13 protein-coding genes and 1 pseudogene are annotated in these 22,610 nt (G+C 49.0%); all 14 read left to right on the forward strand.

Going from position 1 to position 22,610, the window contains the following annotated elements; genetic code table 11:
* Positions 1-21 precede the first annotated feature (21 nt).
* The 14 genes and pseudogenes from T491_RS0101420 to T491_RS17985 all read left to right on the forward strand — a co-directional run bounded on the left by T491_RS0101420 (position 22) and on the right by T491_RS17985 (position 22,597).
* Positions 22-1,821 carry a RagB/SusD family nutrient uptake outer membrane protein gene (locus tag T491_RS0101420; RefSeq protein ID WP_081773200.1) on the forward strand — a complete coding sequence of 600 codons (1,800 nt, stop codon included), beginning with the start codon at positions 22-24 and terminating at the stop codon, positions 1,819-1,821.
* A gap of 48 nt (positions 1,822-1,869) precedes the next feature.
* Positions 1,870-2,922, forward strand: a complete 1,053-nt coding sequence (locus tag T491_RS15395; RefSeq protein WP_231480152.1) for a DUF5627 domain-containing protein — start codon at positions 1,870-1,872, stop codon at positions 2,920-2,922.
* Between the two features lie 20 nt (positions 2,923-2,942).
* Positions 2,943-5,123, forward strand: a complete 2,181-nt coding sequence (locus tag T491_RS0101430; RefSeq protein WP_231480153.1) for an endo-1,4-beta-xylanase — start codon at positions 2,943-2,945, stop codon at positions 5,121-5,123.
* A 144-nt stretch (positions 5,124-5,267) separates the two neighbouring features.
* Positions 5,268-6,581 (forward strand): DUF6057 family protein, encoded by a 1,314-nt coding sequence (locus T491_RS0101440; RefSeq protein ID WP_028902303.1) that lies wholly within the window; start codon positions 5,268-5,270, stop codon positions 6,579-6,581.
* A 52-nt stretch (positions 6,582-6,633) separates the two neighbouring features.
* Positions 6,634-7,857, forward strand: a complete 1,224-nt coding sequence (locus tag T491_RS0101445; RefSeq protein ID WP_028902304.1) for a DUF6057 family protein — start codon at positions 6,634-6,636, stop codon at positions 7,855-7,857.
* A 12-nt stretch (positions 7,858-7,869) separates the two neighbouring features.
* On the forward strand, positions 7,870-9,330 hold the full coding sequence (locus T491_RS0101450) for a PD40 domain-containing protein (RefSeq protein ID WP_028902305.1): 1,461 nt from the start codon (positions 7,870-7,872) through the stop codon (positions 9,328-9,330).
* Positions 9,331-9,542: 212 nt separating this feature from the next.
* Positions 9,543-10,844: pseudogene (locus T491_RS15400) on the forward strand (glycoside hydrolase family 43 protein); the annotation flags it as partial.
* Positions 10,845-10,925: 81 nt separating this feature from the next.
* Positions 10,926-12,251 (forward strand): family 43 glycosylhydrolase, encoded by a 1,326-nt coding sequence (locus T491_RS17305; RefSeq protein WP_081773201.1) that lies wholly within the window; start codon positions 10,926-10,928, stop codon positions 12,249-12,251.
* 23 nt (positions 12,252-12,274) lie between these two features.
* Positions 12,275-14,026: a sialate O-acetylesterase gene (locus T491_RS17310; RefSeq protein WP_081773193.1), complete on the forward strand. Its 1,752-nt coding sequence runs from the start codon at positions 12,275-12,277 to the stop codon at positions 14,024-14,026.
* A 26-nt stretch (positions 14,027-14,052) separates the two neighbouring features.
* Entirely contained in the window at positions 14,053-15,951 is a 1,899-nt protein-coding gene (locus tag T491_RS16865) for an alpha/beta hydrolase-fold protein (RefSeq protein ID WP_081773194.1), read from the forward strand.
* Between the two features lie 15 nt (positions 15,952-15,966).
* Positions 15,967-18,120 (forward strand): TIM-barrel domain-containing protein, encoded by a 2,154-nt coding sequence (locus T491_RS0101470; protein ID WP_036915086.1) that lies wholly within the window; start codon positions 15,967-15,969, stop codon positions 18,118-18,120.
* Positions 18,121-18,150: 30 nt separating this feature from the next.
* Positions 18,151-19,644 carry a carboxylesterase/lipase family protein gene (locus T491_RS0101475; RefSeq protein WP_028902307.1) on the forward strand — a complete coding sequence of 498 codons (1,494 nt, stop codon included), beginning with the start codon at positions 18,151-18,153 and terminating at the stop codon, positions 19,642-19,644.
* Positions 19,641-20,828 carry a hypothetical protein gene (locus T491_RS15420; RefSeq protein ID WP_051522908.1) on the forward strand — a complete coding sequence of 396 codons (1,188 nt, stop codon included), beginning with the start codon at positions 19,641-19,643 and terminating at the stop codon, positions 20,826-20,828. Before T491_RS0101475 ends, T491_RS15420 begins: the two co-directional genes overlap by 4 nt.
* Positions 20,825-22,597 carry an alpha/beta hydrolase gene (locus T491_RS17985; protein ID WP_231480154.1) on the forward strand — a complete coding sequence of 591 codons (1,773 nt, stop codon included), beginning with the start codon at positions 20,825-20,827 and terminating at the stop codon, positions 22,595-22,597. Before T491_RS15420 ends, T491_RS17985 begins: the two co-directional genes overlap by 4 nt.
* The last annotated feature ends 13 nt before the right edge of the window (positions 22,598-22,610 follow it).

Below are 22,610 nucleotides of genomic sequence, written 5' to 3' on the forward strand. Positions count from 1 at the left end.
AAGCGCAAAGAAATTATGATTATGAAGAATTTCAAAACATATCTCGCTGTTGGGGTCGTTGGTTGCGGTATGGCTGCAACGCTGACCTCATGCGACGACCTGTTCGAACCGGCATTGGAGAACAACCAGGATCTCACAGAGATGGCTGATCCTACCTTTGCCCGTGGTTTGGTTGACAATGCCTTCCTGGTATTGCCTTACGATGGCAACTCTGTTAGCGATGTGGCTACAGACGATGCTGTGAGCAATGATAACAGCAACAACTACAAGAAGATGGCTGGTGGCACCTGGACCTCACAGACCAACCCTATTAACCAGTGGGAGACCCGTTATCATGCTATCCAGTACTGTAACTTGTTCCTGGAGAATATCGACCGTGTAAACTGGGACTACTCCAGTGAGGCCCTGAACCAGATGCACCAGGATCTGTATCGTGGTCAGGCACTGGCTCTCCGTGGTCTGCACATGTTCTATCTGTTGCGTGCGCATGCCGGTACCGTTAATGGTGAGCTGATGGGTGTGCCCATCAAGACCACCTACGAGGATTCTAAAGCTGACTTCAATCAGCCTCGTAACACCTTCAAGGAGTGTATCGACCAGATTATGGCCGACTTCGACGAGGCGCTGAAGTATCTGCCAGCCAAGTATGGTGATGTAGATGCTGCCAACGTACCTGCTAAGTACAAGACACTGGGTGCTGACGATGCTGCTTACAACCGTGCTTTCGGTAACCTGCAGCGTGGTAAGATTGATGGTGAGATCATTGCTGCCTTCAAGGCGCAGGTGGCTCTCTTCGCTGCTTCTCCTGCCTATGCTTCAGCTAACGCTATGAGCTATGAGCAGGCTGCCAAGCTGGCTGCTGACTACCTGAAGCTGCGTGGCGGTCTGAATGCTGTTGACCCAACAGGTTGGAAGTGGTTCAACAATAAGGACTTCATCAAGAACTATAAGTTCACTGATCCCGATCCTGTTGAGATTGTTTGGCGTGGTACTGTAGGCGACAGCCACAGCATGGAGTCAGACAACTATCCTCCTTCACTCTATGGTAAGGGTCGTATCAACCCCACTCAGAACTTGGTTGATGCCTTCCCAACAGCTAGCGGTTACCCCATCAGCGAGGCTGCTGATTATGATGCCAAGAACCCCTATGCTAACCGTGACCCCCGTCTGAAGGCCTATATCCTGGTTAACGGCGAGCCCATGGGTGTTAACAACGACAAGATCAACACCGCTGCTGATAATACTGCCACCCTCGATGGTCTGAACCGTGAGCTTCAGCGTTCTACCGTTACCGGTTTCTACATGCGTAAGCTGATGCGTGACGATGTGAACCTGAACCCATCAAGTACAACCGACCAGCGTCACTTTGGTGCCCGTATCCGTACTACTGAGATCCTGCTCGACTATGCAGAGGCAGCCAACGAGGCACAGGGTCCAACCGCCCGTGTGGGTGGCGCCGACTACTCTGCCTATGATGTGATCAAGGCTATCCGTGCCCGTGTTCACGAGGCAGGCTGGCAGGATCCATATCTGGAGAGCATCAAGAACGACAAGGACAAGATGCGCGAGCTGATTCGTAACGAGCGTCGTCTGGAGCTCTGCTTCGAGAACCACCGCTTCTGGGATCTGCGTCGTTGGAAGGCTAACCTCACCGAAGGTGCCAAGGGTGTGAGCATCACCACCACTGCTACTGGTGAGACCACCTATAGCCCCATCGATGTTGAGCCAAGAAAGTACGATGACTATATGATCTATGGCCCTATTCCCTACAGTGAGGTGCTGAAGTACAGCGCCCTGCAGCAGAACGACGGCTGGAAATAACAACAATGTAAAATCTAAAAAGACAATAGAATTATGAATATTAAAAATATGAAGAAGTTCTTCGCCTTTGGTCTGGTTAGTTGTGCTGTCAGCGCAAGCCTGACCTCTTGCGAGAACGGCGATGCTACTTTCCCCGACTACGAAGGTGGTACCTCGGTTTACTTCCCTTATCAGTCGCCCGTGCGTACCATCATCCTCGGTGATGATGAGTATGACACCACCCTCGACAAGAACCACCAGTGCTTGATTAAGGCTACCTTTGGTGGCTCTTACAGTGGCAGCAATGGTAGTGCGCAGGTGGCTGTTGACCCCACCCTCGTGGAGGGCCTGACCTTCAGCGACGGTCGTCCTGTGAAGGTTATGCCAACAGAGTATTACTCACTGTCGACCACCAATCTGGAGTTTAAAGGTTCTTTCAACGGTACGACCACTGTCCAGTTGACTGATGCCTTCTTCAACGACCCCGACGCCTCAAAGGCTACTTATGTGATTCCCCTTGTGATGACTTCACAGAAAGGATTCGGTAAGATCCTGACTGGTGAGCTCAAGGAAGGTGGTAAGGAGGTACGTACCGACAAGTCTCAGTGGGAGGTTCTGCCTATGGACTATGTGCTCTATTGTGTGAAGTACCAGAACAAGTATGCAGGCACTTACCTCACTCATGGCAACACCAGCATCGACAACATCGAGAAGGCTGGTACAGCTACCATCAACTGCACATCGATGACTACTTGTGAGTATCCTATCTCTTACACTGAGAAGAACTACAAGCAGTACAAGCGTGATAAGGATGGTAACAAAACCACTGAGGTGGAGACCGTTTCAAAGACTTTCACCACCACACTGAAGCTCACCTTCAGTGCTGACGACAAGTGCGTGATTACATCCGCTAATGCCGCTACAACAGCTACTGGTAACGGTTCTTGGACTGACAATGGCGCTAAGGCCTCTTGGAACAACAAGGACCGCGACCTCATGGAGCTGGAGTATGCCGTGGACTTCAACGCTACTGACGAGCTTGGCAATCCTATCAAGACCAGTGTTCACGAGAAGCTGGTTTGGCAGCGTAGCGGTGTAACGACCGAGGAGTTTATTAAATAATGATTAAAAACAGAATCAAAATGAAGAAGCAAATCATCATATCAGCATTGGGAGCCATTTTCTTGGCTTCCTGTGCTGACGAGTTCGACCACAACTATGAGGTCGGACGCCCTGACCGCATAGCGGAATATGCTTACCTCAATGACTACCAGCCTCTGAAAGAATATGTAACCAATGACAACTTCAAACTGGGTATTGGTACAACTGTCAGTGATTATATGAACAAAGGGCTTGTTTATGCCCTGGTTAATTCAAACTTTACAGAGACAGTAGCTGGGAATGCAATGAAAATGGGTTCTATCGTCAAGGATAATGGCGATATGGACTTTGGAACTGTAACAGATTATGTCAATACCGCTACTGATGCAGGTTTGAGTGTGTATGGCCACACCTTGGCATGGCACGCTCAGCAGCCCGCAAAATGGCTGAATAGCTTAATAAAGGATAGACCTTTAGAGTCTGATGGTCAGGCCAATCGTTTCTTGGAGTATAATAATGGAGAAGGCAAGGCTAATTCTTGGGATTCTCAGGCAATTTATGCACTTCCAACTCCAATGGTGAAAGGCAAGACTTATGTTGTAAAAGTTAAGGTGAAGTCTGATGAAGGCGGAGATTTGGCTTTGTGGCCAATATGGGAAGCCAGTCCTAATAAAAACCAGTGGGGTGGTAGTAATGATGTACAGTATCTTGCTACATATACCGTAGGTACGGATTTTACTGAATATAGTTGGGAGTTTGATGCTGCATTCTCTCATGATAAGCTTCAGTTCGTTTTTGGTAAATTGAAAGGAAAGATTGCCTTTGATGACCTGTCTATTAAGGAAAAAGGTTCTGAGGTGGAAATGGCAGAGAATGGTTCTTTTGATGGCGATCTTCAGGGATGGTCAAATAACTGGCAAGGTCCATCATTTGCTATTGCTTCAGTCGCTCCTCCTGTTGGCGTGCCATGTCTGACCTATAATAATGGAGATGGTAAGGCTAACAGTTGGGATTCTCAGGCAGTCTATTCGCTTCCTACACCAATGAAGAAGGGTGGTAAATATGTTATAACAATTACTGCCCAGACAGAGAATGGAGGTGCCGTTGGACTTTGGCCTATCTGGGATGCTAGCCCTAATAAGAACCAGTGGGGTGGTAGTAATGATGTACAGTATCTTGAGGAAAAAACAGTAGGAACCAAGTTTGCTGAATATGTATGGGAATTCAACGCTGCATTCGATCATGATAAACTGCAGTTTGTTTTTGGAAAGCTGAAAGGCAAACTTTATATCCAGACAATCTCTTGTATAGAGGTAGAAACCAATAAGGAGTTAATGGCTAATGTCGACTTTACTTCTGGAAGCATTGCAGGTTGGGCAAATAACTGGCAGGGACCTTCATTTGGTCTTGAAACATTAGCAATGTCAAGCCTTCCATTAAGTGATCAGGAGAAGAAGGATACCCTGACTTGGGCTATGGACAAGTGGATCTCTGGTATGATGGAAGCTTGTGATGGCAAGGTGAAGGCTTGGGATGTTGTTAACGAGGCTATCTCGGGTGCTGACAAGGATGGTGACGGTAAGTACGACCTGCAGCACGAGAGCGACAATGATAACGACTTCTTCTGGCAGAACTACCTGGGCGACCTCGACTATGTACGTACCGCTGTTAAGCTGGCTCGTAAGTATGGTCCTGAGGATGTGAAGTTGTTCATCAACGACTACAACCTCGAGAGTGACTGGGATGGCAATGCTAAGCTGAAGAGCCTGATCCAGTGGATCAAGGAATGGGAGGCTGATGGCGTGACTAAGATCGATGGTATCGGAACCCAGATGCACATCTCTTACTACCTCGATCCAAAGACTCAGGAGAGCAAGCAGAAAGCCGTTGAGAATGCCTTCAAACTGATGGCTGAGAGCGGTAAGCTGGTTCGTATCTCTGAGCTTGATATGGGCTTGGTTGATGCCGATGGCAACGATGTGGCTACCGCACTCGTTACCGAGGAGCAGCACAAGGCTATGGCTGCTTACTACACATGGATTATTAAGACTTATCTCTCAGTGGTTCCTGCTGCCCAGCAGTGGGGTATCACCCAGTGGTGCGCTACCGACAGCCCTGCTGACAGCGGCTGGCGTGCTAACAGCCCAGTGGGACTGTGGGATAAAGACTATTACCGCAAGCATACCTATGCAGGTTTTGCTGATGGTTTGAGTGGTAAATAAATCTTATCCGCCTCGTTTGGTGGGGCGGATAATTTTAGAACTTTACATTGTTATGGGGCCTGGGCTTGTGAAAGTCCAGGCTTTTTTCTTGGTGGATTCAATAAAAATATGTAATTTTGCAGGGTTTTTGGAAAGATTGGTTTTATGAAGTCGGAATACATCACCAGATATCTCCAGATGGTAGCCAAAAAGAACTGGGTTTTGTCAGTTTTTCTTGGCACTTTTGTCTTCTTGTTCTGGGGAGGATATCTGCCCCATGCACTATCCTATGCAGAGCAATATCAGCTGTTTTTGTGGACACCAGACTATCTACTGGATTGCCTGAGTCGTCCTGCTGGATTGGTCGAATGGATAGAGACGGGTATCGTACAGTTCTATTATCTGCCATGGTTGGGCGCCATGATTCTGGCTGGCCTCTATATCGGCTATCAACGAGTGGTGGCTAACTGGTTAAGGGCTGAGACTTTCCTGATGAGTATGATTCCAACCGTCCTGCTCTTTTGGGCCATGGGCGATCTGGATGTGCTGCTTTCATTCCCTATCGCTATGATAGCAGCTATGGCGGTGGCTAAGATCCGTTTGGCTAATCGTTGGTTGGATATCTGTAAGGAACTGGTCCTGGTGCCTCTGACTTATTGGCTGATTGGTCCTATGGCTTGGCTGTATGTGGCACTGCGAATCGTTGTGGATTACAAGCGTTTTGCTTGGTTGCCTATATGGTTGCTGGCCGTACAACTGCTACTGTGGCATTCGGTGCTCGCGCAGGTGCCCTTGCAATCGGTGATAGGCTCCATGGGCTATTATCGCAGTCCGTCGATGGTGCCGATGTTATGGATTGTCCCCTTATCGGTGCTGTTATGTGTACTGGCCGACAGATTCCGTCTTACTCAGGTTGTCAAGTGGCCTGTTCAGGCTGTTGCCGTTGTGGTGTTAGGCTGGTTGGCTGTAACGCGTGGCTATGCCGACGAACGGTATGAGCTGGTTTGGCAGGATTATCAGATCAGGAACGAGCATTGGGATGATATCATTCAGCGGGCAGAGCAGAAGACGGTGGAAACAGCATTCTGGTCGAACAGTGTTAACCTGGCATTGGCAGAGCGCCGACAGTTGGCCGACCGTATGTTCGACTTCTATCAGAGTGGTATCGATGCCTTGTTGATGAACATGGTGCGCAACCCCTTCTCGAATATCCCTGCTGCCGAGGCTTTCTTCCGTCTGGGAATGGTGAATTCAGCTCAGCGTTACATGTTCGATATGCAGGAGTCGATCAATAACGGTCGGAAGAGCGGCCGTTTCACCCAGCGCATAGCTGAGTGTTATATCATCAATGGTAAATACAATCTTGCCAGGAAGCATCTGGCACTCTTGAAGCATAGTCTGTTTTATAGCGGCTGGGCTGAGGAGGCAGAGACCTATCTGGGACAGGAGGAGAAGATTGACCAACACCCTGGTTCATAGACAGGTGGTTGATGGCAAACGACAGCAAGTAACTATTAGATAACTGAGTGACATGATGAAAAAGAATTGGAAACTATATCTGACAGCCCTCTTTGGTATAGCGGTGTTCTGCTTCTGGGGGTATGTACGACCGGAAGTGGTGTTGGAACGTGAGTCTTTTCAGCTGTTCCTCTATCAGGACGATTATCTGATGGAACGGTTGGCAGTACCTGGAGGAATAGCGCGTTATATTGGGGAGTTCTTAGTGCAGTTCTTTCGTTTCGTAACGCTGGGAGCCTTGCTCTCTGCTATCCTGTTGGTTGCCATTCAACAGGTTTTCGGTGTGTTGCTGAAACGTTGTCTGCCTGCTGTCAGCGAAAAGATTCTTTTCCCCATATCATTCTTGCCCTCGGTTGTGCTATGTTATCTGTTGTGCGATCTGGATTTCTCCATGACACTGCCTGCAGGTCTTCTGTTGACATTGTCGCTGATGTTGTTATTGCCTCATCGGAAAGTGGCGGCCTTGATGGTATCGTGTCTGCTGGTGCCAATAGGCTACTGGCTGGCAGGGCCTGTCATCGTACTGCTGCCGTTATATCATCTCAGATGGCTTTCCGTTCCTCGCAGCAGGATAGTTGTTGCAGCGCAGACTTCGGCTATGGGCCTGTTGTTGCTGGCATGTATCATCGGTAGTTCATATCTCGTGCCGTATTCTTTGGCGAATCTGTTCAAAGGGTTGGACTACCAGATGATTCAGCGAGGCAAGTATGGCATCGATGAGGAGATGGTGTACGACCGTCTTCTGCGTATGAAAGACTGGACTGGGATTGTCAGGAAGTCGAACGAACAGGAGCCGCAGTCGTTGGCTTGCAAAAACGTGGTACGTTTGGCTAAGTATTACCTGAAGCAGATATCCAGTGATGATCTGAAAGAGAATCTGTTGCATACTTACGAGGTGCTGACCAGTGGCATGGCTGCTATGATGATGAGCGATGTCTATCTTCACATGGGTTTCCCGAATATCTCGCAGCGTGCTGCCTTTGAGGTGCTGGAGAGTACTTCGAACTATAATATGAGCGGTCGTGAACTGTCGCGACTGGTAGAGACAAGCCTGATTACAGGGCAGTATGAAGTAGCGTTGAAATACATCTCTTTGTTGGAGTCGACCTTGTTCTATCGTAACTGGGCTAAGCAGATGAGAGAGTTGGCTACGCATCCCGAAACAATCAAGCAGGTGCCGTTCTATGGTCCGTTGCAGGATATCTATGGTCAGACAGTTGATGTGAATTTCTTTTAGATGAATAGTGATATGAAGAAGATAAACAGATGGGCTTTGATGACTTTGCTGGCACTGCTCGTGTCGGCATGTAGTCTGCATCCTGAGCATGTGCAGCAGGTGAACCAGCAGCCTGCTATCTATCCGGATTATATCGGAGTAACGGTGCCTGTGGATATCGCACCGCTGAATTTCTCTATGGCTGATGATGCCTTTACCGATATCTATGTAGATGTGAAAGGTGAAAAAGGAGGTTCGATACATGCGGAAGGTGCCTTTGCTGATTTTGACATCGATGCGTGGCATCAGCTGTTGAAGGCCAACAAGGGCAGCCGTTTGCAGGTATCTGTGACGGCACGCAAAGAGGGCATATGGTATCAGTATCATGACTTTACCATCGAGGTCAGTCCGAATCCGCTTGATGAGTGGGGCGTTACCTATCGCCGTATTGCTCCCAGCTATGCACTCTATGGACATATGGGGCTTTATCAGCGTTGTCTCTCCGACTTTACGGAAACCGCTATGCTGGAGAACTCGCAGGTTCACGGCCAATGCATGAACTGCCATACGGCTAATCGCAGCAATCCTGACCAGTATGTGTTCCATGTCAGAGGCGAGCATGGTGCCACCGTGGTTCATCAGCATGGAAAGGATGAACTTCTCAAGGCGCGTAACGACAGTCTTGGTGGCTCAATGGTCTATCCCTACTGGCATCCCAGTGGCCGTTATTGTGCTTTCTCGACCAATAAAACGGCACAGATGTTTCATACCGGCAACAACAAGCGTATAGAAGTATTCGACAGCTCGTCGGATGTGTTTGTCTATGATATGGAGCGTCATGAGGTTCTCAAAGATACGCTTATCATGACATCGGCGTGGGCGGAAAACACGCCAGCCTTCTCGCCCGATGGCAAGTGGCTCTATTTTACCACTACCCGATGTGGCGACTATCCCAAGGGCTATCAGCAGGTGAAGTACAGTCTTTGTCGTGTGGCTTTTGACGAGAAAACCGGTAAGATTGGCGCTGAGGTGGATACACTGGTGAATGCCGACAAGACTGGAAAGAGTGTGACGTGGCCTCGACCTTCGTATGATGGCAAGTACCTGATGTACACCCAGCTGGACTATGGCTACTTCTCTGTATGGCACCCAGAAGCCGATCTCTATCTGCTTGATCTTCAGACTGGTGCGACAAGCCCTATGGCGGGAGTGAACAGCATGCGTTCGGAGAGTCTGCATAACTGGAGCAGAAACAGTCGCTGGTTTTTGTTCACCAGTCGTCGCGATGATGGCTTGTACACACGTCTTTATTTCTCGTCTATCGATGAAAAGGGACGACTTACTAAACCATTCCTGTTGCCGCAACGTAATCCCAAACAGTATTATCGTCGTTTGATGTACTCGTATAATACCCCCGATTTCACATCGGCACCGGTGAAAACAGATGCCCGTGAGATGGGACGAAAGATTGAAAGTAATAAACGTAGGGAATAACCCCCTACGTTTATAGCCGATGTATATCTTGTTGATAATCAGTTGTAAGCCTAATATCATAATGTAACGTTTCGCAAAGAAAATGATACATTTCCAAAACGCAGTGTCGTGTTTTTGATGTATCTTTGCAGCAGAAAACTTATAAAACGGTAAAAAGAATGATCAAGACAACAAAAACTTTAGCAGCTGCCATGCTGCTAACTACGAGCGCGATGGCACAGAACCCCTTCGTGCAGACGTGGTACACCAGCGACCCAGCACCATTGGTACATAACGGAACAATGTATGTGTACACTGGGCATGATGAGGATAACGCCGACTTCTTCTGGATGCAGGAGTGGCGTGTGTATTCTACTCAGGATATGGTAAACTGGCAGGACCATGGTTCGCCATTAGCCTTGGAGACCTTCTCATGGGCCGACGACCGTGCCTGGGCCGGGCAGACCATCGAGCGCGATGGAAAGTTCTATTGGTATATCTGCGCTCATTCCAGGATATCGAATGGCATGGCCATCGGCGTGGCAGTGAGCGACAGTCCTACTGGTCCTTTCAAGGATGCCTTGGGTAAGCCCTTGTTCGAGAACGGCAGTTGGGATCATATCGACCCCACCGTGCTGATTGATGATGACGGACAAGCTTGGCTGATGTGGGGAAATCCACAGTGCTACTACCTGAAGCTGAACCGCGACATGATATCGTATAGCGGTGAATTGGGCAAACTGCCTATGACGGAAGAAGCCTTCGGCGGTCCGATGATGAAGGAGCGCGAGAAGGGTAAGACATATAAAGATAGTTATGTAGAAGGCCCTTGGCTCACCAAGCGCAACGGCACGTATCAGCTGTTGTATGCTGCTGGCGGTGTGCCCGAGCATATCTCGTACAGCACGGCGCCATCGCCCTTAGGACCATGGAAGTATGCCGGTGAGATTATGCCATTGTGCGATACCAACTCGTTTACTAACCACTGCGGTGTTGCCGACTTCAAGGGGCATAGCTATTTCTTCTACCACACCGGTAAGTTGCCCAAGGGCGGCGGATTCGGTCGTAGTGTGGCTGTCGAGGAGTTTAAATACAATGCCGATGGCAGCTTCCCGAAGATCATGCCTACCGATGCAGGTGTGAAGCCTGTTGCTGTGTTTAACCCTTATCGTAAGGTTGAGGCCGAGACGATGGCTTTCTCAAAGGGCGTTAAGACTGAGCAGAACGACGAAGTGGGCGTATATGTCAGCGATATACACAATGGCGATTATATTAAACTGCAGAACGTGGCGTTTGCCAATAAGTATCCACGTACTTTCACGGCCCGTGTGGCCAGCGGACTGCGTGGCGGACAGATTGAGATTCATCTCGATAGTATCGGTGGCAGATGTCTGGGTACACTGAATGTGCCTGGTACAGGTGGCTGGGAGAAATGGCAGACTATTACCGTTGATCTGGACTATTCAACCCTTACCGATATCGATGCTCCTACACGTACCATCTCTGGCTTGAATCTGCCTGCAACAGCCGATGTATATCTGGTGTTCAAAGGCCGTAAGGGACCGAAACTCTTTAATTTCGACTGGTGGGAGATGCGTGGACTGGAGCAGGTGAACATGCCATTATTCCAGACCAAGTATACCGCCGACCCCTCACCACTGGTAGTGGGCGACACCTTGTTCCTCTATACTTCGCACGATGCTTCGCCTGAGGATATCCCCGATGTAAACGAGAAGAGCTCGGCTGGTTTCTTTATGTATGACTGGCTGTTGTGGAGCACAACTGATATGGTGAACTGGACTGAGCATGGCGCTGTGGCTTCGCTGAAGGATTTCCCTTGGCGTGGTCGTGAGAACGGAGCCTGGGCCATTCAGACCGTAGAACGTAATGGGAAATATTACCTCTATGCCCCGTTGCATGGTCATGGTATCGGTGTGCTGGAGGCAGACTCGCCTTACGGTCCCTTCAAGGATCCCCTTGGAAAACCACTAGTTTGGAATCAGGAGAACTGGTATGATATCGATCCATCGGTTTATACCGACGATGACGGTCAGGCCTATATGTACTGGGGAAACCCACATACCTTCTGGGCTAAGTTAGGTCAGGACATGACTTCGCTCACCAGCGAGGTACACCAGTTGCCGCACATCCCCAACTATCAGGAGGGTCCTTGGTTCTACAAGCGTAATGGTCATTATTATCTTGGTTTCGCATCAACTTGCTGTCCTGAGGCTTTAGGCTATGCTATGAGCGATAGTCCTACCGGTCCTTGGGAGTGGAAAGGCTATATTATGAAGCCAACCCAGCGCGACCGTGGTAATCATCCTGGTATCGTAGATTATAAGGGTCATTCGTATGTGTTCGGGCAGAACTACGACCTGATGCATCTGGAGACTTTCGTTCACCACGAGCGTCGTTCGGTGTCAGCTCAGGAGATTACCTACAATGCTGATGGTACTATCCAGGAGATTCCTTACTGGTTAGACCAGCAGCCTATGAAACAGCTACACTGGCTGAATCCTTATCAGCGTGTAGAGGCTGAGACCATGGCTTGGGGCTTCGGGCTGAAGAGTGCCAAGATGGGTATCGAGAATACAGGTGTAGTGGCTGATATGCCTACCTCGACAGGTAAGAAGAATATGTATATCTTCGATATCAACGATGGCGAGTATATCAAGTTGCGTGGTGTTGACTTCGGTAGTAAGGGCGCTAAGCAGTTCCAGATGGTAGCTGCTGCCAATGGTACCACGACCATCACCCTGCGTCTGGACAGCAACAACGGTCCCGTGATAGGTACCGTGACCATCGGTAAGACCGGTTCGGTTGAGAAGTATCGTGCCTTCAGCGGCAAGGTGAAGAATGCAACAGGTGTTCACGACCTGTATCTCTGTTTCGGTAAGACCAGTGGCGATGTACGTCTGGACTACTGGCAGTTTAAATAGGGTGTAAGATTGAATTACTTAAAATGAGAAAAACGATTATAACACTTTGTATGATGCTCGCCGGCATGGGCGTGCAGGCTGAAGTGGATCCACATTTCTATATCTATCTTTGTTTTGGTCAGTCAAACATGGAGGGCAATGCCCAGTGGGAATCACCGGCTGATGATGTTGTGGACCCGCGTTTCCAGATGTTGGCTACCACCAACTTTACTAATCTTCAAAGAACAATGGGCAATTGGTACACAGCCAGTTGCCCCATTGTGAGTCCTACGGGTAAGTTAGGTATGAGCGACTATTTCGGTCGCACCATGGTGGCTGCGTTGCCTCAGGATACCAAAGTAGGTGTGGTGGCTGTGGCTATGGGTGGTAGTCCTATCGAGATGTTCGATAAGGATGAATATCAGCAGACACTGACAGAAAATCCTGATGCCTGGTGGGCTACCCTGTCGAATATGCATTATGGCGGGAATCCTTATGGACGGCTGATAGAGATGGCGAAGAAAGCCCAGCAGGTAGGTGTCATCAAAGGCATTCTGCTACATCAGGGCTGTTCGAACTGTGGCGATCCTAACTGGCCCAATAAGGTGAAGAAGATTTATCAGGATATGCTGACCGACTTAGGATTGCAGGCTGCTGATGTACCTCTGTTTGTGGGTGAGACCGAACAGGCCGACATGGGTGGAGGATGTGCTGGACACAACGCTGTGGTGGCACAGATTCCAACAGTCATCCCCACAGGACATGTGGTAAGCTCGGTAGGTATTCCTGGTAATGGTGATGATGCCTGGCATTTCTCTGCCGCCGGCTATCGCACATTCGGAAAGCGTTATGCCTATGAGGCCCTGAAGGTATTAGGACTTCAGGCTCAGAAGGCTGCCGACTATACGATGCCTGATAATATGAAGAACCTGACGACCTTAAAGACGTTAGAGAATCCTGGCGATCTGCAAATCAGGATAGGCGGTAGCAAGGCACTGACCATCTGGGGAGAGTTTGCTGATGGCCATCGAGAGAATCTGACCAATGAGGTGACCTTTAGCAGCACCGACTTTACTATTACAAATGGTGTGGTAAGTGGCACCGTAGCTAAGAAAGGTGTGATAACAGTTAGCTATACCGACTTTATGGGTACGCTGCACCAGATGGCTGTCAACGTGGAGGTTTCAGACAAAGGCCCTAACCATGTATTGGTAGTAGATAATGGTACGGCAGGCAGTAACCCGTGGGACAAGCAGTTGCACTGCACCTTGACAACGCCGATGACGACAGGTAAGACCTATGTGGTGAAAGCGCGCATCAAGGCTGATAATCCTGGCGACTGTGCATTATGGCCCCTGTGGACTGCAAGTCCGGAGCGTGATGATTGGAATAACAGTAAGGCCGTGCAATATGAGGCCAGCTATCAGCTGACTTCGGAGTTCAAGGAGTTTACCTGGGAATTCAATGCTAATTATACCATCGACCGTCTTCAGTTTGCTTTCGGTAAAATCGGTGGTCAGGTGTATTTTGATGATGTGACCTGTGAGGAAAAAGGCGGCAGCACCGAGTTGGTTCCTAATGGAGGCTTCGAATCGGATAATATCGCTGACTGGGCGGTGATTGGCTATATGGGACAGACGATGACTATCGGTGAATTTGAATTGACCTCAGAAATCAGTCGTCCTCGCATCCGGAAAGCCGAGGCTACTTGCTACGATCTGAATGGCTGTGCCGTGAAGAACCCTCGCAAGGGACTCTATATCAAAGATGGCAAGAAAGTGTTTATAAAAGACTGAGCAATAACAATCAAAACTAAAAACTTATGAAAACAAAAACCGTAATCTCGTTGCTGCTGACCTGTTGCTTGCAGGCAAACGCAGGCACTATCTGTCATGAGGATGGCACGGTGACATTTCAGTACAAGAACGACCAGGCCAAAGAGGTGCTGGTAGATGTACAGTTTGCCGGGCGCAAGCCAATGCAGAAAGATGCCAAGACGGGGCTCTGGACCGTAACCTTAGGTCCAGCGGCTCCTGACATGTATCCCTATTGCTTCATCGTTGACGGAGTGAGTATCATGGACCCGGACAATCCACAGTATTTCCCCAACGAGGGGTTTAAGAACAGTCTGCTGGAAATCAAATCGAAAGACGGACTGCCTCATGACATCAAAGACGTGCCCCATGGCAGCATGGAGTATATCCATTATTACTCAAAGAGCTTAGGTGGCACGAATACTGCCATTGTCTATCTGCCACCCAACTACATGATGAACCGCGAGAAGAAATATCCCGTGTTCTATCTGATTAGTGGTACTACCGATACTGAAGAAGTCTATTATAAGGTAGGACGTGTGAACTATATTCTCGACAATCTGTTGGCTCAGAAGGCAGCCAAGGAAATGATTATCGTGTTGCCTTATGGTAATCCAACCAAACTGTTGGCTGCACCTGCTGCCAACGGGGCGCCACAGACTCGTTTCGGAGGCGATGTGTTCAGTAAGGACCTAATTAACGACTTGATGCCCTATATCGAAAAGAACTATCGCACCATCAACAATAAGGAGCATCGTGCCATTGGTGGTTTCTCACGTGGTGGCAACCAGGCTTTGTTTAATGGCTTGAGTAATCTTGACAAGTTCTCGTATCTGTGTAGTTATAGCTCGTTTACGTCAACTGATATTGCTGGTGTCTACGATCAGGCAGAGGACACCAACAAGAAGATCCGTCTGTTCTGGTTGGGTGTGGGTACCGATGATTTTCTGTATGGCAATGCTCGTGACTATATGGAATTCCTCGACACCAAGGGAATCCGTAGTGTGAAGGAGTTTACCAATGATAAGTTCGGTCATACTTGGATGAATGCCAAGTATTTCCTGACCAAGACCTTGCCACTGCTTTTCAACAAGAAAGCCTCAGAGGAAGCTATGAAGAACGGTGAGCCAGCTCCTGCCAAGACAGGTAAGGAACAGCAGTTTACGGCTGGTGTGATGGCGCGACTCTTCCCCCGTCCCATCATCTCGCCGGAATATACTGAAGATGGTATCATCTTCCGTTTCAAGGCACCTCATGCCAAGAAGGTAGAACTGGAGTGCGAGATGTTGCCAGAGAACATGACTATGGAGCGCGACAGTGATGGCGTATGGAGTGTGAAGATGAATGAGTACCTGTTTGATACCTTCAAGTATTGTTTCGTTGTTGACGATATGCAGGTGACCGATCCCAGCAATATGTACATATCGCCTGATGCTGGCTTCAAATACAGTGTTGCTGATAATCCCAAATCGCCCTTTAACTTTGCCTCGCAAGGTGAGATAGAACATGGTCGTGTGGGTTATGACCTCCAGAGAGATATGGCTATCTATATCTCGCCCAAGATGCAGATGGGCGTGTTGCCTGCTTTCATTCAGTTGGTAGCGCCTGATAGCGAGTCGGTTGAGAGTTGGTTCAAGGTAGGTGGCGCCGATGCCATAACTGATAGACTGATAGCTGATGACCATGCGAAACCTTGCATGATTACTGTGAGTAAGACCGATCTGAGTCAACAGATGGGAGGGATGCGGATGCCTGGCATGAAGATGAATGTGTTGAAGGCTGACGATTATCCTACATGGACCCAGCGCCGACGTGCATTGGTGAAGCTACTGCTTGAAGTGAAGAAACAACCCGATCCTCAGTTCCCCGGAATGGGAGGCGGATTTGGTGGTGGTCCTGATATGTAATAAAATAAAAACAGAATGCGAATAGTTAATAAAAAGTTTTTCTCTACCATCGTGATGCTGACTATCGGCATGACGGTGGTAGCACAGCAGATAGAGGTGCGGTATGTTGCCCCAAATGCTGTACGTGTGCAATGTGGTAGTAAGAGTCAGCTGCCTGATTGGATCTATGTGAAACATGACCAGTTGAAGCAGGCTGATGTGAAGGTTAAGGTGAGAGGACACGAGGTGACCATCCAGAATCAGGCAGGAAAGACCGTGTTCCGTGCCACTAATCATCAGTGGCAGTCAGGTGTAGCTACGCTTACCATCCATTCGCCAAAGGATGAATGCCTGTTCGGACTTGGACAGTTCCAGGATGGCTACAGCAACGTGCGTGGCCTCTCACGTCGACTCACTCAGGTGAACACGCAGATCAGTATTCCTATGCTCATCTCGAACAAGGGCTATGGCATTCTGTGGAATAATTACGGCCTAACGGAGTTTAATCCCAGCGATCAGAGCGTCAAACTGGTAAAGCGTGCTGGTGCAGGAGAAAAGGAGGTGGTGGATGTAACCTCGACAGAAGGTGGTAAGCGTGAAGTCAGAGAGCGTCATATCTTCGAGGCTGCCATTGATATCAGCGTGACAGGCGACTACGCCTTGTTGTTGGATGTTGGTCAGAAGATGGCACGTCGCCATAACCTGATGATTGACGGACAGCCTGTTATAGAGATGCAGAACCTCTGGTTGCCGCCTACAGCTTCGAAGATCGTACACTTGAAGAAAGGGCGTCATCAGTTATCTGCCGAACTGACAAAGGATGATCAGCCTGTGCTCTATTATCATCAGGTGAAGGATGAAACAGTGTTCCGTTCACCTGTAGCCGATGCTGTGGATTATACCGTGTTTGTAGGTACACCCGATGAGATTATAGCTACCTATCGCCAACTGACAGGTGAGTGTCCGCAGATGCCGGACTGGGCGTTGGGATATATCCACTGCAGGGAGCGCTTCCATTCATCGGATGAGATACTGCAGACTGCCAACCGTTTCCGTCAGGAGCAGTTGCCTGTGAGCGTGATGGTACAGGACTGGCAGTATTGGGGCAAATACGGGTGGAACTCGATGCAGTTTGATGAGGAGTTCTATCCTGACCCCAAAGCGTTGACCGACAGTCTGCATCAGATGGGGATGAAACTGATGGTCAGCGTTTGGTCGAAGATTGACAAACACTCGGAAGTGGGAAAGCAGATGGAGACCGACGGGTACTATATCCCCGGTACCGACTGGATTGACTTCTTTAGTCCAGAAGCTGCAGCTGCCTATTGGAAGAACTTCAAGGAGCGTCTGTTGCCTTTAGGTATTGATGCCTGGTGGCAGGATGCTACCGAACCAGAGAATGATGATCTGGCAGGACGTCGTGTGAACAAAGGTCAATGGACGGGTGAGCAGGTGAGAAATGTCTATCCGCTCTTGGTTAACAAAACGGTGAGCGAAGGATTGAAGCAGGCTGGCAAGGAACCGATGATTCTGACTCGTTGTGGTTTCGCGGGCATCCAGCGTTATGGCTCTGCCATGTGGAGTGGTGATGTAGGTAATGACTGGGAGACTTTCCGAAGACAGATTACCGCTGGCTTGGGTATGCAGGCTGCTGGCATTCCTTGGTGGACCTATGATGCTGGTGGATTCTTCCGTCCGCAAAACCAGTACACTGACAGCGCCTATATCGAGCGGATGCTACGCTGGATTGAGACCAGTGTCTATCTGCCATTGATGCGTGTACATGGTTATATGAGTAATACCGAACCCTGGAATTATGGACCAGAGGCTCAAGAAGTGATTGCAGCCTGTCTGAAAGAACGCTATCGTCTCATGCCTTATATTAAGCAATGTGCACGACAAGTATCTGAGCGAGGCGGTACCTTGATGCGACCGCTGGTGTTCGACTTTACTAATGATGCCGAGGCACTCAAACAGAAATATGAATATATGTTCGGACCAGCCCTGCTCATCAGTCCTGTGACAGAACCCGGTGTGACTACTTGGCGTACCTATCTGCCAAAGCATGAGGGTGGTTGGTACGACTATCGTACAGGTCAGCATTATGATGGCGGACAGTATGTCAACACCACAGTGACTAAGGCCTATATCCCTGTGTTTATCCGTGCTGGATTTCAACTTCCTAAATAAACAATAACAAAATCAATTACCTAACTATTTATGAAAAAATCATTTTTATTTGTTGCACTCGTAGCCCTCATGGGGTGCCAGCAAGTTCAGCAGGAGGAATCTCCTATCTTAACCGTTGAGGGAGGTCAGATTCAAGGTGTCAAGATTGATAGCCCTGACCATGATACCTATTATGCCTATAAGGGAATCCCTTATGCAGCAGCACCTATTGGTGACCTGCGTTGGAAAGAACCACAGCCCGTTGTGGCCTGGGAAGGTGTTAGAACATGTGATAAGTTCGGACACCCAGGCTATCAGGCTGTTCATTATCCTGGTTTCTATACCTCGGAGTGGGGCTACGGCGATGAGGCTCCCTACAGTGAGGACTGTCTGTATCTGAATGTGTTTACCAAGGCTCCAGGGAAAGCAGATAAGAAACTGCCTGTAGCCCTGTGGATACACGGTGGTGGCTATCGTGAAGGCTGGGGAACAGAACCAGAGTTTGATGGTAAGGCATGGGCCCTGAAGGATGTGGTGCTTGTCACCATCAACTACCGTTTAGGTATCTTTGGTTTCATGCCTTATGGTGAACTCTCGGCTGAGAGCCCTCATGGGGTGTCGGGGAATTATGGCATCCTGGACCAGATCCAGTCGTTGAAATGGATCAAAGAGAATATTGCCCAGTTTGGTGGCGATCCGGATAATGTAACCATCTTCGGTCAGAGTGCTGGTGCTGGTAGCGTCCGTACGCTCTGTGAGAGCCCGTTGGCTCGCGGCTTGTTCCACAAAGCCGTGATTATGAGTGGTGGTGGTCTGAACATCCCTTCAAAAGATGGCGAAGCTGCTAAACCTGCTACTCCGATGGCTAAGTTCTTTACCTATAATCCCACGCTGAAAGAGGCTGAGGCAGAGACCAAGAAGGTAATGGACTGGGCTGGACTCACTGATCTGAAGAAATTGCGTGCCGCATCGACTGAGGTCATCTATAGTGTGGCTACTATATATAATATGGTAAATAAGAGTGATGTCTATGTGATGGAGCGTCCTATTGTGGATGGTTACGTATCACTCAAGAGCTTTGATGAGGCTGCTCGTACCGGTGAGATTGCCGACGTGCCTTATATGATTGGTTATACGATGAACGATATGGGCTCGATGGCGCCTGGCATTGCTGAGTTCTGCAAGGTTCGTGAAGCCCAGGGTAAGAAGGCTTGGGCCTATGAGTTCGCACGTCCTCTGCCAGACGATGGTAAGCACCCTGAGATTACCAATCGTCTGAAGGGAGCCTTTCATTCCAGTGACCTGTGGTTTGTCTTCAAGAGTCTGGAGCACTGCTGGCGTCCTTGGACTCAGGGGGACTGGGATCTCTCTGAGAAAATGCTGACTGCCTGGACCAACTTCGCTAAGTTCAGTAACCCTAATGGAGAGAAGGATGGTGTATGGGAACCTTGCACTGCTGAGAAACCAAACTTTATGCTGTTTAAGCTCGACGAAAAGGATGCCGAGGCATCTGAGATGGGAGAGCCAATACTGCCAACCAAATGAAACAACTTTTATCAACTATTGTATTGTGCTGTGCTACCCTCTGGGCGCAGGCCCAGACGGGTAGCCAGCTTCCTTTGGCTTATCCGGTTGAACATACCGGTGCGGCCTTTGCAAAGCCTGCGATGCCCGAAGCTCAACAGTTACCAGTAATCAAGGAACTACCTGATCCGTTGAAAGGTGTGAATGGCTTCAACGACTGGTCTCGCAGACGTAGTGAGATTGCTGCGTTGATACAGCATTATGGTATAGGCGAGAAACCTGCTGTGAAAAAGGAAAGTGTGAAGGCCCGCATGAGCGGCGATACGCTGATTGTGGATGTGACAGTGAATGGCGAAACGCTCACCCTGCGTTCGGAGATTAATTATCCTAAGACGGGAAAAGCACCTTATGCCTTGATGATTGGTTCGAGTATGATTTCATTACCTCGTCAGTTGTTTGTGGACCGTCCTATTGCTACGATGAACTTCCACGAGAAGCAGGTGAACGACTATGGTCAGTGGGGGAAACATCATGAGCGTGGTGAACATCATTTTGATCGCCTCTATCCACAGCTGAAGGATAACGGTGCCTATAGTGAGTGGGCGTGGGGCTTCAGTCGTTTGATTGACGGTTTGGAACAGCTAGGACCAGAGGTGACAAAGATTGATACCAAGCGTATCGGTGTGACCGGTTGCTCGTATGCGGGAAAGATGGCTCTTTACTGTGGTGCTTTCGATGAACGTGTGGCATTGACTATCGCACAAGAACCTGGTGGAGGTGGTGCTGCAGCCTGGCGTATCTCGCATCTGCAGGACAGCGTGGAGAACATTGACAAGACCGACTACCATTGGTTCTTGGAGAGTCAGCGCGAGAACTTTCATGGTGATAGCGTGTATCAACTGCCTTATGATCAGCATGAGCTCTGTGCGCTAGTTTGTCCGCGTGCCTTGTTACTATTGGGCAATCCTGACTATAAGTGGCTGGCTGATGAGGCGATGCTGGTGTCGGCGAAGGCTGCCAAGAAGGTGTGGGAGCGTTTTGGTATTGTCGACCGTATGGGATGGAGTGTTGTTGGTGGTCATGGACATTGTCAACTGCCCGAATGCCAATGGCCCGAGGTGCTTGCCTTTATCGATAAATTCCTGTTAGGGAAAGACACTAACACACATGATATCCGAATATATTCTAAAACATTAATAAAATGAAGAAACAACTATTATCAGTATGTATGTGCTGTTTGTCGGCTGTGGCCATGGGGCAACCGGCAGGCGGATTTGGGGGATTACAGGTGCCTCAGGTGAAGTTGGAAACATCGCAGGAATGGAAAGATGTGAACTATGCAGGTGATGATCAGGCTTATCACACCTGCGACATCTATCTGCCTAAGCAGGAAAAAGCGGCTTATCCTGTGGTAGTTCATATTTATGGTAGTGCCTGGTTCAGTAATAGCAGTAAGGGTATGGCCGATTTAGGTACGATTGTGAAGAGTCTGTTAGACGCAGGCTATGCTGTGGTTTGCCCGAATCACCGTTCAAGTATGGATGCAAAGTGGCCTGCTCAGATTCATGATGTCCGTGCCGTCATCCGTTTTGTACGTGGCGAGGCTAAGAAATACAAGTTCGACACCTCGTTTATCGCTACCAGCGGCTTCTCTTCTGGAGGTCATCTGGCATCTATAACTGCTACTACCAGCGGTGTGAAGCATACTAAAGTGGGATCGGTGGATATTGATCTGGAAGGTAAGGTAGGAAAATTCCTGGGCGAGAGCAGTGAGGTGAATGCTGCTTGCGACTGGTCGGGACCAATCGACCTGACAGCCATGGATTGCGGCGAGCATATGACGATGGGAGAGAACAGCCCGGAGGATGTACTACTCAATTCAAAATTGGACAAGGAACCGGATAAATACCTCAGTCTGAGTGCTACCAGCTATATCGACAGTTATGATCCACCAGTCATCATCTTCCATGGTGAGAAGGATAACGTAGTGCCTTGCTGTCAGGGCAAGAAGTTCTATGAGTTGTTGAAGGCTTCGGGTGTGAAGACAGAGGCAACCTTTGTGCCAGAAGGCAATCATGGCGGACCTGCTATGTACACTGAGGCCAATCTCAAAAAGATGGTCAGCTTCCTGCAGGATGTCAGATTGCAGTCGCGTATCATCGAGGAAGGTGGAACAGGCGCTTATAAGGCTATCATGAAAGAAGTGCCAGGACTGGAGGAACACACGGTATTCTGTCCGCAGGATCTGTCGCAGTTCGATGCCCAGCATCCGTTGCCTGTGTTGGTATGGGGTAACGGTGCTTGTGCCAATTCACCATTCGAACACATGAACTTCCTCAATGAAATTGCCTCGCACGGCTATCTAGTGCTGGCTACAGGAATCATCCCGATGACCGACGAATGGTATAAAGGACCTATGTCGAGATCGGAACAACAGATAGAGTCTATTGACTGGGCTTTTGCACAGAATGCAGATCCGGAATCACCCTTCTATCAGAAGATTGACGTGAAGAATATCTGTGTGTCGGGTATGTCATGTGGTGGCTTGCAGACCTTATTTAATTGCGCAGATCCACGTATCAAGGCACTGATGATCTGTAACAGTGGACTGTTTAACCAGCAGAATGCGGCTCAGGCTGTAGGTGGTATGCCCATGCCTCCGAAGGAGAAATTGCAGGAGATTCACACGCCTATCATGTATATGTTAGGCGGCAAGGAAGATATTGCCTACGAAAACGGTATGGACGACTTCCACCGCATCAAGCATGTTCCTGCATGCGCTGTTAACTATCCCGTAGGTCATGGCGGTACTTACCGTCAGCCTCATGGTGGTGAGTTTACGGTGGTTGCTTTGGCATGGCTCGACTGGCAGTTGAAAGGTGACAAGCAGGGTGCCAAGATGTTTAAAGGAAAAAAATGCGACCTCTCGAAGCGCCAGGGTTGGACTATCGAGAGGAACGCAAAATTTAAATAGTTTATCGGTAGGT

This window comes from Prevotella sp. P6B4 (assembly GCF_000619985.1).
Lineage (GTDB): Bacteria > Bacteroidota > Bacteroidia > Bacteroidales > Bacteroidaceae > Prevotella.

Coding starts and splice junctions, on each gene's coding strand:
- T491_RS0101470 (WP_036915086.1), top strand. CDS start 15,967: ATGCGAATAGTTAATAAAAAGTTTTTCTCTACCATCGTGATGCTGACT.
- T491_RS15420 (WP_051522908.1), top strand. CDS start 19,641: ATGAAACAACTTTTATCAACTATTGTATTGTGCTGTGCTACCCTCTGG.
- T491_RS0101445 (WP_028902304.1), top strand. CDS start 6,634: ATGATGAAAAAGAATTGGAAACTATATCTGACAGCCCTCTTTGGTATA.
- T491_RS0101440 (WP_028902303.1), top strand. CDS start 5,268: ATGAAGTCGGAATACATCACCAGATATCTCCAGATGGTAGCCAAAAAG.
- T491_RS17310 (WP_081773193.1), top strand. CDS start 12,275: ATGAGAAAAACGATTATAACACTTTGTATGATGCTCGCCGGCATGGGC.
- T491_RS0101420 (WP_081773200.1), top strand. CDS start 22: ATGAAGAATTTCAAAACATATCTCGCTGTTGGGGTCGTTGGTTGCGGT.
- T491_RS0101430 (WP_231480153.1), top strand. CDS start 2,943: ATGAAGAAGCAAATCATCATATCAGCATTGGGAGCCATTTTCTTGGCT.
- T491_RS15395 (WP_231480152.1), top strand. CDS start 1,870: ATGAAGAAGTTCTTCGCCTTTGGTCTGGTTAGTTGTGCTGTCAGCGCA.
- T491_RS0101450 (WP_028902305.1), top strand. CDS start 7,870: ATGAAGAAGATAAACAGATGGGCTTTGATGACTTTGCTGGCACTGCTC.
- T491_RS16865 (WP_081773194.1), top strand. CDS start 14,053: ATGAAAACAAAAACCGTAATCTCGTTGCTGCTGACCTGTTGCTTGCAG.
- T491_RS0101475 (WP_028902307.1), top strand. CDS start 18,151: ATGAAAAAATCATTTTTATTTGTTGCACTCGTAGCCCTCATGGGGTGC.
- T491_RS17985 (WP_231480154.1), top strand. CDS start 20,825: ATGAAGAAACAACTATTATCAGTATGTATGTGCTGTTTGTCGGCTGTG.
- T491_RS17305 (WP_081773201.1), top strand. CDS start 10,926: ATGCCATTATTCCAGACCAAGTATACCGCCGACCCCTCACCACTGGTA.